This window comes from Rhodococcus sp. MurmanLake-1, assembly GCF_056945715.1.
The window spans coordinates 688,599-703,041 of the sequence record NZ_JBWZNF010000002.1 but is presented as its reverse complement, the minus strand read 5'-3'; the positions used below and the strand labels follow the sequence as shown (position 1 = coordinate 703,041).

The window sequence follows — 14,443 nt, the reverse complement described above, 5'->3', positions numbered from 1 at the left end:
TTCACGCGGCAGCAGGGCCGAACCAACTCTCCGTCGCGTACACACGTCCGGATCGGTCGACGAGCCGAGCGCGAAGCTCTTGCTGTTCAACCCATTTGATGGCGCTGATACCCCGGATCAACGCTGCTTCGCTCGCGGCGTACGCCCACACCGCGTCGTCCGCGATCACCGAGACTTGCGCCCATTCCGTGGAGGGCCGCTCCTGGTTCGGCTCCCAGGAGGGCAGCTCTACCGCCCGCGCCGTCGCCATCGCGGTTCCGTTGATCAGTTCGACTTCTTCGCTGCCCGGCACCGGAATCTGCCAGCCACCGGCCGGTGCATGGCCGGCCGTGGCGATCACGTCGCCGATCCGTACGGCAACACCACATTGCAGTTCGGCAGCCACGATCTGCGCGGCGCGATCGACGGTGTCTGCCTTGGCAACTCCGGTGATGTCGAACGACGCACCCCAGGGCGCGTACACCACGTCGCCGTCGAGCTGTACGTCCTCGAACGTCGGGGTCGGGTGGACCGGAGGGATGGACTCGTCCTCGGAGTAGTTGTCGGCAAGCGGATTGACTGCGCCGCCGGTCATACGGGCCGCCCACAGCGCCGACCGCAAGAGAGCAGACATACGCCGAGTCACTTTGACCGGAGTTCCCTGAGCGAGGTTGACGGCGTGAATCTCGGCGTCGCCCCGGCGAAGGTCGCACACCGCCTCGGTCTCGTCGATGGCAGCTGCGATCAACGCGTGCGCAGTGGGCAGCGCAGCGCCTTCGGTGACATCCACCTCCACGGCGGAATCCCACATCGCCCACTTCTCGACACTGACCATGTCAGTCCTGCCCTTCGAACACACCGCGTTGTAACCAGTATGCGCCGGTCAGCAAGCCCCGTGCCATAAGCCGCTTCCGAGGCCGAGGCACGCATCCTGCAGGAGGAGCAGCGCACGGCAGGGGCTGATGGTAGATCTGTGCGACAGAATTGCCGCCCTCCCTGTGCAAGCCGCGTAGTCCTTCGAAGGGTCCTGACACGCACCCGATGTCGACGGACGTCGACTACTACCGGCGCAGCGGGCTATTCCGATCCGAAAGACGCAGAGGCGACGCTCGACATGTCGTGCCGGGACGCTGCGCCTCGATCTCGGTCTGCCGCAAAACACGTCCGGGCGACGCTGATATCACCGCAGGAGATAGCGGCGACTGACGAGAAGCACTGTGTTCCAACGTCGATGACATACCAATCGGCCGCTTTCGACGCGCGCCACTTTCGACAGGTCGACACACCTGCCCGCTCACTCTCGACTGCCGAGAAAAATACGCGCCCATCACTACGCGCGAGCGTCGAGCAGAGCACCGAGAAAGAGTTCCGAACACGCGGCGCGCCAACCGCCGGAGAGAGTGACGCCCGGCGCCCGGCGGCAGCGCTCGCACGTTACAGACAGGGCCACAATGCATCGACGCAGCTACATAGGACCGGCCGAAAGAACCTGCAGCGCAACGGCGTAACCACTGACATTTTGCTTATACGCCACCCGCACGCCCGTTGGCAAAACGAACGGTCAGTACGCGGCGTAAATCACATACTTTACAAAGTCTTTGGAATCTCTCCGCGCCAAATATCCGCAGGTGAAAGGACTTTCGACCGGAGTCCAGAATAACCGTGTCGTCTACTATGTGAAAACTGCGAAGTAGCTGTGACGCTGGGTCACGCTCGAGGGAGGAATTGTGACCGATTCATTCAAGGACCGCTTGAACGCCTTGTACCCGGCCACAGCACCGAGACTCACCAACGCACAAGTTGTGGAAGCCCTTTCACAACGCGGATGCAAGATTTCGACACCGTACCTCTCTCAGCTCCGGAGCGGTGTGCGCACAAATCCGTCAGAGCAAGTCGTTTTGGCATTGGCCGATTACTTCGGCGTAGCAGCAGAGTACTTCTTCGGCCCGACGCCTCGCCAAGATCCCGAACTGATTCCGGAAGAAGACCGTTCGGTTGTCGAAGAGTTCCACGACAGCGAATTGCGTTCTCTGGCTATGAAAGCGGTCGACCTCTCCCCTGAATCGCAGGACCTACTCTCGTCGATTGCGGAGAAACTTCGCTCGTCCGAAGGACTCCCGGCCGTACCTCCGGATTGCAGCACGTACGCCCCACCGTTCACTCGTGACTGATCCAGCGCGAAGATCAGCGAGTCAAGCGGCCCAATAGTGCCGAGGCGGTGACGATTCCGAGCAGCGCTGCCCCGATCAGCACGCCGAAGTCGACGACATAGTTGGTCGGCATTCCGATGAGTAGACCGCGCAGTGCTGACACCTCGTAGCTCAGCGGGTTGATGCGGCTGAGCCACTGAACCCACGTCGGCATGAGTTCGACCGGGTACAGCGCGTTGGACGCAAAGAACAATGGCATGGTGATTGCCTGCCCGATGCCCATCAATCGATCTCGTTTGAGCACGATTCCCGCGATCGCAACCGACAAGCAGGCAAAGAACGCGGAACCCAGGACAACGACCGATACGACCCCGAGCAGTTTGAGCGGGTTCCACGTCATACTCACGCCCAACAGCGCCGCCACGATGACGACCACCATTGCCTGGGCGACTGCGCGGATCCCGGCGGCGAATGCCTTACCTGTCACCAATGCTGCGCGCGGCGTCGGCGTGACCATCAATTTGGTGAGGACTCCCGCGTCACGCTCCCAGATGATCTGGATTCCGTAGAAGATCGCAACAAAAAGAGCGGACTGCGCAATGATGCCGGGCGCGAGAAAGTCGAGATACGGTACGTCGCCAGTGGGGATCGCTCGGATATGACTGAACGTCTGGCCGAAGATCACCAACCAGAGGATCGGCTGGATTGCGCGCGTGACCAATTCAGATCGGTCGTGCCGCAACTTCTGAACTTCCACGAGGCAGAATGTGTAAATTCTCGAGAGCAATCGAGCGAAACCGTTGGTAGTGGGATCAGCCCAAGCGGCGCGCTGTGCGACGGGCACTGCGGACATCGCGGAGACCTCCTGACTTGTCGCCGGTGAGATCGTCGCCGGTGTAGTGACGGAACACGTCTTCGAGAGTGGCCTCCGGCCCCAGTTCGGCGGCCAACTCGCTCGGCTCGCCCACCGCTCGAAGTTCACCGTGATGCATCAACGCAACACGATCACACAGCTCCTCGGCTTCTTCCATGTAGTGCGTCGTGAGCAGCACAGTCATGCCGTACTGCTTCTGCATCTCCGCCACTCGCTGCCAGACGGATTCGCGGGCAATGGGATCCAGCCCCACCGTCGGTTCGTCGAGTACCAGCAACGACGGTCGGTTCACCAGCGCCTGCGCAAGTTCGAGACGTCGCACCATACCGCCGGAGAAACTCGACGCCAGACGATCACCTGAATCGAGCAGGTCCACCATCTCGAGCGCCTGGTCGACGCGCTCGCGTCGTTCGGACCGCGGAACGTCGTACAGTCTCGCGAACCAGGTCACGTTCTCGCGTGCGGTCAATGCGCTTTCGATCGAGAGCTGTTGTGGCACGTACCCGAGGTAGCGCCGAATGGTCATCGCCTCGGTACGAACTGAGCGACCGAGAATCCGAATATCACCGTCTTGCAGAGGAAGTAACGTGTTGAGCAATCTGATCGTCGTAGTCTTTCCTGCACCGTTGGGACCGAGCAGGCCGAAGCACTCCCCCGCGTTGATGACCAGACTCAGGCTGTCCACCGCGCGGTGGTCGCCGAACTTGTATGTAACCGAGTCGATCTCGACCGCGTGTGCGCCGGGGTCGGGTGAACCTGCCGCTCGGCTCTTCCACCACTGTGTCAGCATCTCACTGCCCCTCACCTTCTGATCCGGCTGCTGCCAGAGCGCTCGCCAATCGCGACAGGGCTGGTAGCGCAGCCTCGATCCTCGCCCTGTCTTCTCCGGTCAGACTCGACAATGCCTGACCGACAATCACACTCCGGCGATCACGCCACACTTCGACGCGGGCGCGCGCCTCGTCCGAGAGGACCAATCGCGCGACGCGTCGATCAGCCTCGTCGGCAACCCGTTCGATCACTCCATCGTCGACGAGCTGCCGAACCAGGGTGGACACCGTGTTTGCCGCGACACCCAATCGCCCGGCAGCCTCAGCCACCGACAGACCCGGGTTGCGCCGTAGCAGCCTGACGAGTTCGATTTGGGCGCCGCCGAGCGGTCGTTCTGCAAACGGTCGCCCCGATGCCTTCCTCGTGCCCCGGCGCAATTGCCCGAGCGTCTCCAGGACATCATCCGAAAGCCTGTGATCTGCTCCGATTTCATCCACACCTCACAATAGCTCTGCAACAGAGCTATTGTCGAGGAATCCGGACGCCCGGCGTTTTCAGCTCGTCCGCAACGGGTATCCCCGATTGCTTGTCCCGAGCACTCCCGCCCAGAACGGAGACGTCATGCGCAGACAGTGGTTGTTCGCGACGGTTGCGAGTAGCGCCCTGATCCTCACCGGTTGCTCGCCCGACGCCCTCGATTCCGGGGACAGCGCAGACAACGTCACTGCCATTGCGACGTCGCTGTCGCCACCCGCCGCCGCTGATGCACCCCTGCTGAAGACCGCCGACTCCCCACTCGGGACGATCGCCGTCGACGGCGAAGGCATGACCGTCTACGTCTACAACCCGGACGAGGAGAACTCACAAGCCGGGTCGTGCGACGAAGCGTGCCTGCGTTACTGGCCGGCGGTCACCTCGGTCACGGATTCGCCGATCGTCGAAGGAATCGACGCCGTCATCGACACTGTCGACGGGCCTGAAGGATCTTTCCAGATCACCGTCAACGGCAAGCCCGTCTATCGGTACCTCGACGACAAGGTTCCCGGAGACATGCTCGGACAGAGCGTCGGCAGCCTGTGGTGGATGATCGACGCCGCCGGAAACCCCGTGTTCAAGACTGAGTAACCCTCAGTTGTACGGCTGCCGCGCGGTTTCGGGGTCGCCGTACGTGATTGCCCGTTCCCGACGCGTTTTCGACGCCAGGGTTGCGCCCCAGTTCAGCACCGTGCTGGCGCGATTGCGGAACCCCGCGAGGAACGCGATGTGGATGATTCCCCATGACACCCATCCGATGAACCCGGACAACTGGACCGGCCCTGCCTGAAGCAACGCGTGGCGTCGCGAAATGTAGGCCGCGGTTCCAAGATCGCGGTACTTGAACGGTTTTCGGCTGGGCACGCCGTTTTCCACGGTTGCAGCGATCCGGGCACCGGCGTGCCGACCACCCTGCATCGCGACCTCGGCCACCCCGGCAAGTTTGTCCCGCGACATGAGGTCGCCCACCACGTAGACGTTCGGGTGGCCGGGAACGGTCAGATCGGCTTCCACCTCGATGCGGCCTCCGCCGACCTGCTTCACACCCAGCGCCGTGGCCAGTGCCTCGGCGAACGGCACTGCTTCGACGCCCGCGGTCCACAGAATCGTGCGGGTCTCGTACTGCCGCTTCTCTTTTGTCTTCTTGTCCGTCGTCTCGATGCTGGTCTCGCACACGTCGGTGACGTGCACGCCGAGGTGAGTCTCGACGCCGATCCCGTCGAGAGTACGTTTGGCGGCGGCCGAGAGCTTGCGACTGAACGAAGGGAGCACCCGATCGTCGCCGTGGAAGAGCAGTACCCTTGCCTCGTCCGGGTCGATGGACCGGAACTCGTTTGTGAGCGCGTGCATCGCCAATTCGCGGATCTGTCCGGCCAATTCGACGCCGGTGGGTCCGCCGCCCGCCACGGCGAATGTCAGCCACGGTCGACGTTCTTCCGCTGTCGGGAGCGATTCGGCCATCTCGAACGCAGCAATGAGACTGCGTCTGATCGCCAAAGCGTCGTCGAGGGTTTTCATGCCGGGCGCCCATTTGATGAACTCGTCCTGGCCGTGGTACGACTGGCGCATTCCAGCCGCCACGATCAGGTAGTCGTACGGCAATTCGAAGGTCGACCCGTCGAAGCGACTGGCAGTCAGTATCCCGGCGTCGGCGTCCACCGACTTGGCCTCGCCCAGAACGACGTTCGTGTTCTTGTTGTCCTCGAGCAGATGTCGCAGCGGACTTGCGATCTGCCCTTCGGAGAGCAGACCCGTGGCGCACTGGTAGAGCAGGGGCTGGAAGACGTGGCTGGTCCCTCGGTCGATCAGAACCACCTCGACGTCGGCCTTCTTGAGTCGTCTCGCTGCGTACAGTCCACCGAAGCCGCCACCGACGATCACTACGCGGGGCTTACCGTTCGAGATGTGGATGCTCATCAGACAAACCTCGCTGTCACGGAGTTGGGCAGGAATCGTAGGGCCACATCTATCCCTTGCCACTTGAGGCCGGGTAGCGCCGCTCGGGTGGTTTCCTTCTCGATGGCGTCGACCATGGCACTGACGCCTTCGTCCAAACTGGCCATGAGCGCTGCGTCGTCGCCGGCGCCGGCGGACATGTCGGTCTTGATGAAGCCCGGCAGCAGGGTGGTGACGCGAATAGGTGTGCGCGCCAACTCGATACTGAGCGCCTCACCCAGAGCCGCTACCCCGGCCTTGCTTGCCGAATAGGCCGCTTTTGGCCCTGGTAGCCCCCGATCCGCGCTGATCGAGGACACGAGAACCAGGTGTCCGGCGTCCTGCGCGCGGAAGATCTCGAGCGCAGCTTCACACTGCGACAGCGCGCCGACAAAATTCGTCTGCGCTGTTGCAAGATTCGCGTGCGCTTTTCCGGTGCCGATCTTGGCGCCCTTGCCGAGCCCGGCGTTCACGATCACCCGGTCCAGGCCACCCAACTCGTCGCGCAGCTCACCGAAAACCCGGACGACGGAATCGTGTTCGGTCACATCGAGTTCGCGCACTGCGACGCTGATCGACGGGTACTGCGCCACCAGCTCCCCACGCAGCGTGTCGAGACGATCCGTCCGCCGGGCACACAACGCGAGGTCGCGACCGGCCGCGGCGAATCTCCTGGCCATCTCCTCACCCAGACCCGAACTGGCACCGGTGATCAAAATCTTCTGCCGCGTCATGGGTGCAACTGTAACCATCTTCGAGTTCTCGTACCCGGCGGTAACCGAGCGAACTCGGACCGATCCGACATACCGTGGAAGCATGACCGACGAATTCGATGTCATCGTGATCGGCGGTGGGCCCGCCGGCGAGAACGCCGCCGCGTACGCCATCGCCGGAAGTAATCGCACCGCCGCAATCGTGGAACACGAACTGGTCGGCGGTGAATGCTCGTATTGGGCCTGTATGCCCAGCAAGGCGCTACTGCGCCCGGGGCAGGTCCTCGAGGCGGCCGACGCCTTGCCCGGGATCCCGGCCGGACCGCTGGACGTCGAGGCCGTCCTTAAACGCCGCGACTCGTTCACCCACAACCACGACGATTCGTCCCAGGTCGACTGGGCCACCTCCGCGGGAATCACAGTGATCAAAGGCCACGGGGTGATCGACGGCGAGCGCGCTGTGACCGTCGACGGGACCCGTAAGCTCCGCGCCCGCCAAGCCGTCGTACTCGCCACGGGCACAACTGCCACTGTCCCGAAGACGCCGGGGTTGCGTGAAGCACTCCCGTGGACGTCGCGCGATGCGACCAATCTCCACGAGGTTCCGTCGCGGGTGGCGGTCATCGGCGGCGGAGTCGTCGCAACGGAGTGCGCAACGTGGTTGTCGTCGTTCGGCGCTCACGTGACACTGCTCGTGAGAGGCGATGCTCTGTTGAAATCGGCAGAACCGTTTGCCGGAACGATGGTTGCCGAAGCACTCGGCGCCCGCGGCGTCGACGTTCGACTGAGCACCGCCGTCAACTCGGTGTCGCGACCCGACGCCAAGGACACCGGTGAGGGCCACATCCACGGTGGACCCGTCAGCATCGAGACCTCTTCCGGTGTGATCGAGGTCGACGAGGTCATCGTCGCGGCGGGCCGCGGGCCGACATCGGCCGATCTCGGCTTGTCCGTCATCGGCCTCGAGGACGGCAAGTACGTCACCACTGACGATCACCTCTGTGCCCAAGGTGAGTGGCTCTACGCCGTCGGCGACATCAACGGTCGCTCTCCCCTCACCCACATGGGCAAGTATCAGGCGAGAGTCTGCGGAGACGTCATCGCCGCGCGGGCCGAGAGCCGCGGACTCAGGGGACCTCGGTACACGGCGTCGGCGGACAACGGACAGGTCCCCCAGGTGGTGTTCACCTCACCCGAAATCGCGTGGGTGGGACGCACCGAGAAGAAAGCTCGCGACGACGGCTACGACGTCGAAGTCGTGGAGATCGAACTGGCCGTCGCAGGATCCTCACTGTTGCGCGACGACTACTCCGGGCGCGCGAAGTTGGTCATCGACAAGGCCACCGAGGTGATCCTCGGCGCTACTTTTGCCGGGCCCGAAGTGTCCGATCTGGTGCACGCGGCGACAATCGCGGTCGTCGGCGCCGTCCCACTCGAAACTCTCTGGCATGCGGTGCCCTCGTATCCGACGGTCAGTGAGGTCTGGCTTCGATTGCTGGAGGCTCGCCGCTGACGCGATCCCGAAGTACGTATAGTCGCGACATGGCGTCCGACATACTTGTGACCACGGCCGACGGCACCCTGCGCGGCCGCCGGGTGGGAAAACTTCGTGCCTGGCGCGGAATTCCCTACGCCCGGCCGCCGGTCGGAACACTGCGTCTGACGCGGCCACAGCCGGTCACACCATGGACCGGAGAACGAGACGCGACCAGGTTCGGCGACGCCTCGGTCCAGCACAAGAAGGGGCTGCTGCTTTCGCCCGGGAAGTACCAGCCGAGCAGCGAGGACTGTCTGACACTCAACGTGCTCGCTCCAGCGAACGCCGGTAACACCCCGCTTCCGGTCATGGTCTTCATCCACGGTGGGGCAAACACCATCGGGACCTCGGCTACCGGCTTGTACTCCGGTGTGTCCCTCGTCGAACGCGGCGACATCGTCTACGTCTCGATCAACTACCGCCTCGGTGCTCTGGGGTACCTCGATTTCACACCCTTCTCCACGGCCGAGCGGGCATTCGATTCCAACCTCGGACTGCGCGATCAGGTCGCGGCCCTGCAATGGGTGCAGCGCAATATCGCTGCCTTCGGTGGGGATCCTGAAAAAGTCACGATCTTCGGTGAATCCGCCGGAGCCACTGCCGTCACCACCTTGATGGCTACTCCGGCTGCCAAAGGACTGTTCGCTCGTGCGATCGCCGAGAGTTCGGCTCCTGATCTGGTCTCGAGCACGCAGCGATCGCACGCCTGGGGTGCGCGTTTCGTCGAGATCCTCAATTCCGGTCTACCGCCCGCGAAGGCTTTGACCTCGGCGACTGCCGTCGAATTGGGCCGAGCAGGCAGCAGACTCGGTGCCGAGGTACTGGCGAACACGCCTGGACTACATCCCTTCGGTCCAGTCGTCGACGGCGACTTCCTGCCGCGCTCCCCCTTGGACGCATTCAATGAAGGATCGGCACACCAGGTTCCGATGATCATCGGCACCAACAGACGGGAGGGAACGCTGTTCCCGAAGGTGCTCGACGCACTCCCGACCAACCCGTCGCGCATCGACACCATGTTCGCTCTCACCGATCCCGAGGCCGGAAAGCGCATCCTCGCAACCTATCCCGGCTATCCCGACGAGCAGTCCGCGATCGATGTCGGTGGAGACGTCACGTTCTGGCACCCTTCAGTGGAGTTGATGCAGGCTCACGCACAATCGGCGCCGACGTACGCCTACCGATTCGACTTTGCGCCGACGATGATGCGTTGGCTCGGCCTCGACGCCACTCACGGTTTCGAGATGTTCGCGGTCTTCGGTATCGGCGACACCCTTGTCGGGCGCGGCCTCACCCTTCCCGGCGGTCGGCGCGGACTGCGCGCAGTCACCGAATCTGTTCAGGGACACTGGCTTCACTTCGCCAAGCACGGCTCGCCGCGTGGGTCGTGGCCGCGTTACGACGCGCAGGAGCGTCGGACCATGATCTTCGACGAGATCGTCCGCGTCGAGAACGATCCCAGACGTGAACAACGCTTGGCCTGGTCGGGATACAGCGGTTACCGTAGCCACGGCACCGACATCTCCCTACCGTGACGAGCCCCCTCGAGATCACTCTCGATTCCGGGGTCGTACGCGGGCGCCTCGATCGAGGACTGCGCACCTGGCGAGCAATCCCCTACGCAGCGGCCCCGACCGGCCGCTGGAGATTTCGCGCACCACAGCCGGTCGAGGCTTGGAATGGTGTCCGCCCGGCGGAAGCATTCGGCTCTCCGTCTCCGCAGCGCAAGAGCAACTTCGACGAGAACTCACTCTTCGTCAATGTCGTGGCCCCGCAGGTACCGTCGGATTCGTTGCGACCGGTCATGGTCTTCATTCACGGCGGCGCGTACAACGGCGGGAATCCGTCGACGCCCATGTACCGCGGAACGAGCCTGGTCGAACGTGGCGACATCGTCTACGTCTCGATCCAATATCGTCTCGGCGCGTTGGGCTACCTCGATTTCAGTGAGTATTCCACTGCTGAACAATCATTCGACACGAACCTCGGATTGCGCGATCAGATCGCCGCGCTGACGTGGGTCCAGCGCAACATCGCCTCCTTCGGTGGCGACCCGAACGCCGTCACCGTCTTCGGTGAATCGTCCGGCGCCAACGCTGTCACCACTCTGATGGCAACGCCCGCGGCCCGAGGGTTGTTCGCTCGGGCCATTGCTCAAAGTCCGCCGGCTGCTTCGGCATACGGAAAGGATCGAGCGCAGCGATGGGCGCGCGAGTTCCTCGAGATCGCAGACGCACCGGAAACCGATCCTGCCTCGTGGCTGCGCTCCGCTTCGGTGAAGGAACTGGTCGACGCCGGCGAAGAACTTGCGCGACGCGGCGCGGACGAAGAACCCGGAACACGGGCATTCGCCCCTGTAGTGGGTGACGACATTCTTCCCGAACACCCGCTCGACGTGTTCGCCGCCGGACGGGCCCACCCCGTTCCGCTGCTCGTCGGTTCGAATCTCCATGAGGGGCGGATCTTTCCGCGCGTTCTCGACATCTTGCCTACCAACCCGGTTCGGATCGAGAAGATGTTCTCCCACACCACCCCTGAAGTGAAAGCACGTGCGCTCGCGGCGTATCCCACGTATCCGCATCGTTTCGCTGCCGCCGATCTCGGCGGCGACATCACCTTCTGGGAACCGGCAATACTGTGCGCACAGGGCCATTGCCAGGTAGCTCCTACCTACAGTTACCGCTACGATTTTGCGCCTCGCCTGCTCAGACTCATCGGCATGGGCGCTACCCATGCCACCGAATTGCTTGCGGTCTTCGGCCGTTCGGATGCACTCACCGCGGCCTTGACCGCGGTCGGTGGACGTCGCGGACTGGCCGCGGTGACCTCCACCGTGCAGCGCCACTGGATCCATTTCGCCCGACACGGAGTGCCGGACCAGGATTGGCCCGCCTACTCCGTCCCGGAGCGGCAAACGATGATCTTCGACGAGACGTCCAGAGTGGAGAACGACCCGATGGGTGAGCGTCGACGCGCCTGGATCGGCTACGAGCACCGACGCTGAAGCCCGGTCAGAAGAACTGGCCTTTCACGAAACCTGCGAGCAGGACCGCGAATCCGCCCACCTCACCGAGAATCAGCAGGAACATTCCGAGGTGCAGGGGCGGACCGGCGGACTCGAACTGATTGTCGGTGTCCTTCATCGCACCGTGAGCGATGTAGCTGAAAATCGCTGCGAGAAAGAAGAACACGACCACTGCGGCACTGGTCAGGTTGATCCACGTCGGCCACGCACTGAGTTCGACGAACACCGCGATCAGCAGCGTCGCAAACGAGTACATCAGGGCTGCGCGGTGGGCGATGTCGACATACGGATGGGCGAGGTGATTATCCGAGGTGGCCATCTGTCGGTACTTCCAGATTCCCAGGCACAGGGAGAGAAGGAAGATCAGACCGGCCGCGAGCAGCGTCAGTGTCGTGTCGATCCCCAGGGTCATCTGCTCACCCCGCAGTGCGCTTCCAGTGAGTCACCGCTGGGTGATCCAGTCGAAGGATTGTCGTAGACGACAACCAGCACCACCGCACGATCTGCCGACACCGATCGCATCCGGTGTGGCGTATTCGCGTCGAAATACAGGCTGTCGCCGGCGTCGAGGTGCATCGTCTGTCCGGGGATTTCGAATTCTACGGATCCGGAGTGCACGAACACGAACTCCTCTCCCGTGTGGTCCATGAACTTGGGACCCATCACCGACGCCGGATGAACCACGAACGGCTGCATGGCCTTTCCGACCATGGAGGGCGCGATCGGATCGTAGACGGAAGACTGCACGGAGGAAGCCGGGTCGATCACGCGGTCCTTGGCGCGCACGATCGTCATGGCATTGCCCTCCATACTGTCCGAGAACAGTTGTCCCACATCGGCATCGAGCACCCGTGCAATTTTGAGCGCCACCGCGATCGACGGGGTACTGATACCCCGCTCGACCTTCGAGAGATAGCTCTTCGTCAGACCGGTCTGCTCGGCCAGGCCCTCGAGCGTCAGACCGGCGCGACGCCGATGTGTTCGCAAAAACGCTGCCATTCGATTCCCCTCACGAGACTTTGTGTCATCACCCTACCAACACATTGACCTGCGACGATCACCGACGCTCGTCCTGAGGGTTGCACATTTCCGTCCTATATGACACTTTGTGTCCTATAGGTGACTGAATGTCATTGATTCCGGGCCCCGAGAAAGGCACACCCCATGACCGACACGATGCATGCGAGCAAGCAAGAACTCATGGCCACCGCCGAGACGAAAATGCTCACCGAAGTAACCACAGGCAGTTGGACACTTCGACAGAAGATCGCACTGACCTGCCGCGCGCTGTCGGACGCCGGCCACGATTCCGGTCTCGCCGGCCAGATCTCCGCCCGCGGTGAGCAGCCTGGCACGTTTGTCACCCAGCGACTCGGCCTCGGGTTCGACGAGATCACCGAGGACAACCTCCTGCTCGTCAACGAGGACCTCGAAGTCCTCGACGGGGAGGGCATGCCGAACCCCGCCAACAGGTTCCACAGTTGGATCTACCGCGCCCGACCCGACGTCAACTGCATCGTCCACACACACCCACTGCACGCGACGGCGTTGTCGATGCTCGAGATTCCCCTCGTCGTCTCCCAAATGGACATCGCGCCCCTCTACGACGACTGCGCATTTCTCGCCGACTGGCCCGGAGTTCCCGTGGGAAACGAAGAGGGCGAGATCATTTCGGCTGCGCTCGGCGACAAGCGGGCAATTCTGCTCGCCCACCACGGCCAACTCGTCGTCGGCAACACGGTCGAAGAAGCATGCTCCCTCGGGCATCTGATCGAGCGGGCCGCGCGGCTGCAGTTGCTGGCAATGGCTGCCGGCGACATCAAGCCGCTACCGCCTCGCCTGGCGAAGGAGGCTCACGATTGGACACTGACCCCTCGGCGCAGCGAGGCGAACTTCGCGTACTACGCCCGTCGGGCTCTCCGCAATCATCCCGACGCACTGACCAACTGAATTTCGTTTCCCACCAACAGAACAGAGAACCCCATGAGCAGCACAATCAAGGGAATCGTCGCCTACCCCATCACCCCGTTCGACCGGGACACCGGAGCATTCGATCCCAAGCCGCTACACACGCTCCTCGACAGCATGATCAGCAGTGGTGTCGACGCGATAGCCCCACTCGGCAGCACCGGCGAGAGCGCCTATCTCGACGACGCCGAATGGGAGTCGGTCGCCCGGGAAACTGTCGACTTCGTCGACCGACGAGTCCCCACCGTCGTCGGAGTGTCGGATCTGACGACGGCGGGAGCACTCCGCCGAGCATCGATCGCGGCAGACGCCGGTGCCGACGCAATGATGATCCTCCCCACGTCGTACTGGCATCTGGGTGAGCAGGAGATTCGTGAACACGTCAGTGCGGTCGCCGATTCCGTCGACATTCCCACGATGATCTACAACAATCCCGCGACCACAGGGATCGACATGTCGCCGGAGTTTCTCGTCGACCTCGTCTCCACCGTCGACGGCATCACGATGATCAAGGAATCCACCGGCGACATCACCCGGATGAACCGCATCAACGAACTGAGCGGTGGCACGATTCCCTTCTTCAACGGCAGCAATCCTCTTGCACTGCAATCTTTCTCTGCCGGTGCAAGCGGATGGTGCACGGCAGCCCCGTGTCTGGTCCCCGAACAGGTGGTGCACTTCTGGCGTCTACTCGAATCCGGTGATCGGTCGGGTGCCGGCGCTGTATTCGACAAGATCGAGCCACTACTGAAGGTCCTCGTCAGTCGCGGACTGCCGTCGACGGTCAAAGCCGGGATGGAATTTCTCGGCGTCGACGCCGGCCTTCCCCGCCGGCCCCTGCTGCCCCTCGACGACAACACCAGGACAGCTTTGTCCGACGCTCTGTCGGTGGCTCGCGGTGTAATCGTCGCGTCGTGACCTGACGTGGGAGTGGGTTCCGGCAAGATGGGATGCACA

At 62.9% G+C, this 14,443-nt stretch carries 15 protein-coding genes; 7 read left to right on the top strand and 8 right to left on the bottom strand.

What is annotated here, in order from left to right; genetic code table 11:
• Window position 1: 1 nt before the first annotated feature.
• The gene (locus AC2ETI_RS09720) at window positions 2-814 is read right to left on the bottom strand and encodes an FAD:protein FMN transferase (RefSeq protein ID WP_020970361.1); all 813 of its coding nucleotides are present in this window, start codon (window positions 812-814) and stop codon (window positions 2-4) included.
• 892 nt (window positions 815-1,706) lie between these two features.
• Between AC2ETI_RS09720 and AC2ETI_RS09715 the strand changes: the two genes are divergently transcribed.
• Window positions 1,707-2,150, top strand: a complete 444-nt coding sequence (locus AC2ETI_RS09715) for a helix-turn-helix domain-containing protein (RefSeq protein ID WP_019744761.1) — start codon at window positions 1,707-1,709, stop codon at window positions 2,148-2,150.
• 13 nt (window positions 2,151-2,163) lie between these two features.
• Here the strand turns inward: AC2ETI_RS09715 and AC2ETI_RS09710 are convergent, their stop codons facing one another.
• Genes AC2ETI_RS09710 through AC2ETI_RS09700 form a run of 3 tightly spaced genes read right to left on the bottom strand, consistent with a single transcriptional unit; the run spans window position 2,164 to window position 4,271 of the window.
• Window positions 2,164-2,982 (bottom strand): ABC transporter permease, encoded by an 819-nt coding sequence (locus AC2ETI_RS09710; RefSeq protein WP_483633832.1) that lies wholly within the window; start codon window positions 2,980-2,982, stop codon window positions 2,164-2,166.
• Window positions 2,942-3,793 (bottom strand): ABC transporter ATP-binding protein, encoded by an 852-nt coding sequence (locus AC2ETI_RS09705; protein ID WP_020970362.1) that lies wholly within the window; start codon window positions 3,791-3,793, stop codon window positions 2,942-2,944. The genes AC2ETI_RS09710 and AC2ETI_RS09705 overlap by 41 nt, the downstream gene beginning before the upstream one ends.
• Before the next feature lies 1 nt (window position 3,794).
• A complete protein-coding gene (locus tag AC2ETI_RS09700; protein WP_020908655.1) occupies window positions 3,795-4,271 on the bottom strand; it encodes a MarR family winged helix-turn-helix transcriptional regulator in 477 nt (158 codons plus the stop codon).
• A gap of 124 nt (window positions 4,272-4,395) precedes the next feature.
• Here AC2ETI_RS09700 and AC2ETI_RS09695 point away from each other — a divergent pair, with 124 nt between their 5' ends.
• Window positions 4,396-4,899, top strand: coding sequence for a COG4315 family predicted lipoprotein (locus tag AC2ETI_RS09695; RefSeq protein WP_019744765.1), 504 nt, complete (start codon window positions 4,396-4,398; stop codon window positions 4,897-4,899).
• Window positions 4,900-4,902: 3 nt separating this feature from the next.
• On the opposite strand, the gene AC2ETI_RS09690 is transcribed toward AC2ETI_RS09695, so the two are convergent.
• Window positions 4,903-6,225 carry an NAD(P)/FAD-dependent oxidoreductase gene (locus tag AC2ETI_RS09690; protein WP_003946361.1) on the bottom strand — a complete coding sequence of 441 codons (1,323 nt, stop codon included), beginning with the start codon at window positions 6,223-6,225 and terminating at the stop codon, window positions 4,903-4,905.
• Window positions 6,225-6,977, bottom strand: a complete 753-nt coding sequence (locus tag AC2ETI_RS09685; protein WP_046378995.1) for an SDR family oxidoreductase — start codon at window positions 6,975-6,977, stop codon at window positions 6,225-6,227. The genes AC2ETI_RS09690 and AC2ETI_RS09685 overlap by 1 nt, the downstream gene beginning before the upstream one ends.
• An 82-nt stretch (window positions 6,978-7,059) precedes the next feature.
• On the opposite strand from AC2ETI_RS09685, the gene AC2ETI_RS09680 reads away from it, so the two are divergent.
• The 3 genes from AC2ETI_RS09680 to AC2ETI_RS09670 are packed head-to-tail and all read left to right on the top strand — an operon-like array spanning window position 7,060 to window position 11,497.
• Complete coding sequence (locus tag AC2ETI_RS09680; protein WP_047888516.1) at window positions 7,060-8,469, top strand: dihydrolipoyl dehydrogenase family protein; 1,410 nt, start codon at window positions 7,060-7,062, stop codon at window positions 8,467-8,469.
• A gap of 29 nt (window positions 8,470-8,498) precedes the next feature.
• Window positions 8,499-10,028 carry a carboxylesterase/lipase family protein gene (locus AC2ETI_RS09675; protein ID WP_483633831.1) on the top strand — a complete coding sequence of 510 codons (1,530 nt, stop codon included), beginning with the start codon at window positions 8,499-8,501 and terminating at the stop codon, window positions 10,026-10,028.
• On the top strand, window positions 10,025-11,497 hold the full coding sequence (locus AC2ETI_RS09670; RefSeq protein WP_020908661.1) for a carboxylesterase/lipase family protein: 1,473 nt from the start codon (window positions 10,025-10,027) through the stop codon (window positions 11,495-11,497). The genes AC2ETI_RS09675 and AC2ETI_RS09670 overlap by 4 nt, the downstream gene beginning before the upstream one ends.
• A gap of 7 nt (window positions 11,498-11,504) precedes the next feature.
• Here AC2ETI_RS09670 and AC2ETI_RS09665 read toward each other — a convergent pair whose 3' ends face one another.
• Both AC2ETI_RS09665 and AC2ETI_RS09660 read right to left on the bottom strand, forming a co-directional pair.
• Window positions 11,505-11,930: a hypothetical protein gene (locus AC2ETI_RS09665; RefSeq protein WP_003946354.1), complete on the bottom strand. Its 426-nt coding sequence runs from the start codon at window positions 11,928-11,930 to the stop codon at window positions 11,505-11,507.
• Entirely contained in the window at window positions 11,927-12,517 is a 591-nt protein-coding gene (locus tag AC2ETI_RS09660; protein WP_020908662.1) for a helix-turn-helix domain-containing protein, read from the bottom strand. Before AC2ETI_RS09660 ends, AC2ETI_RS09665 begins: the two co-directional genes overlap by 4 nt.
• Before the next feature lie 165 nt (window positions 12,518-12,682).
• Between AC2ETI_RS09660 and AC2ETI_RS09655 the strand changes: the two genes are divergently transcribed.
• Both AC2ETI_RS09655 and AC2ETI_RS09650 read left to right on the top strand, forming a co-directional pair.
• A complete protein-coding gene (locus tag AC2ETI_RS09655; protein WP_019744772.1) occupies window positions 12,683-13,468 on the top strand; it encodes an aldolase in 786 nt (261 codons plus the stop codon).
• Window positions 13,469-13,501: 33 nt separating this feature from the next.
• A complete protein-coding gene (locus tag AC2ETI_RS09650) occupies window positions 13,502-14,404 on the top strand; it encodes a dihydrodipicolinate synthase family protein (protein WP_483633830.1) in 903 nt (300 codons plus the stop codon).
• Window positions 14,405-14,443 lie beyond the last annotated feature (39 nt).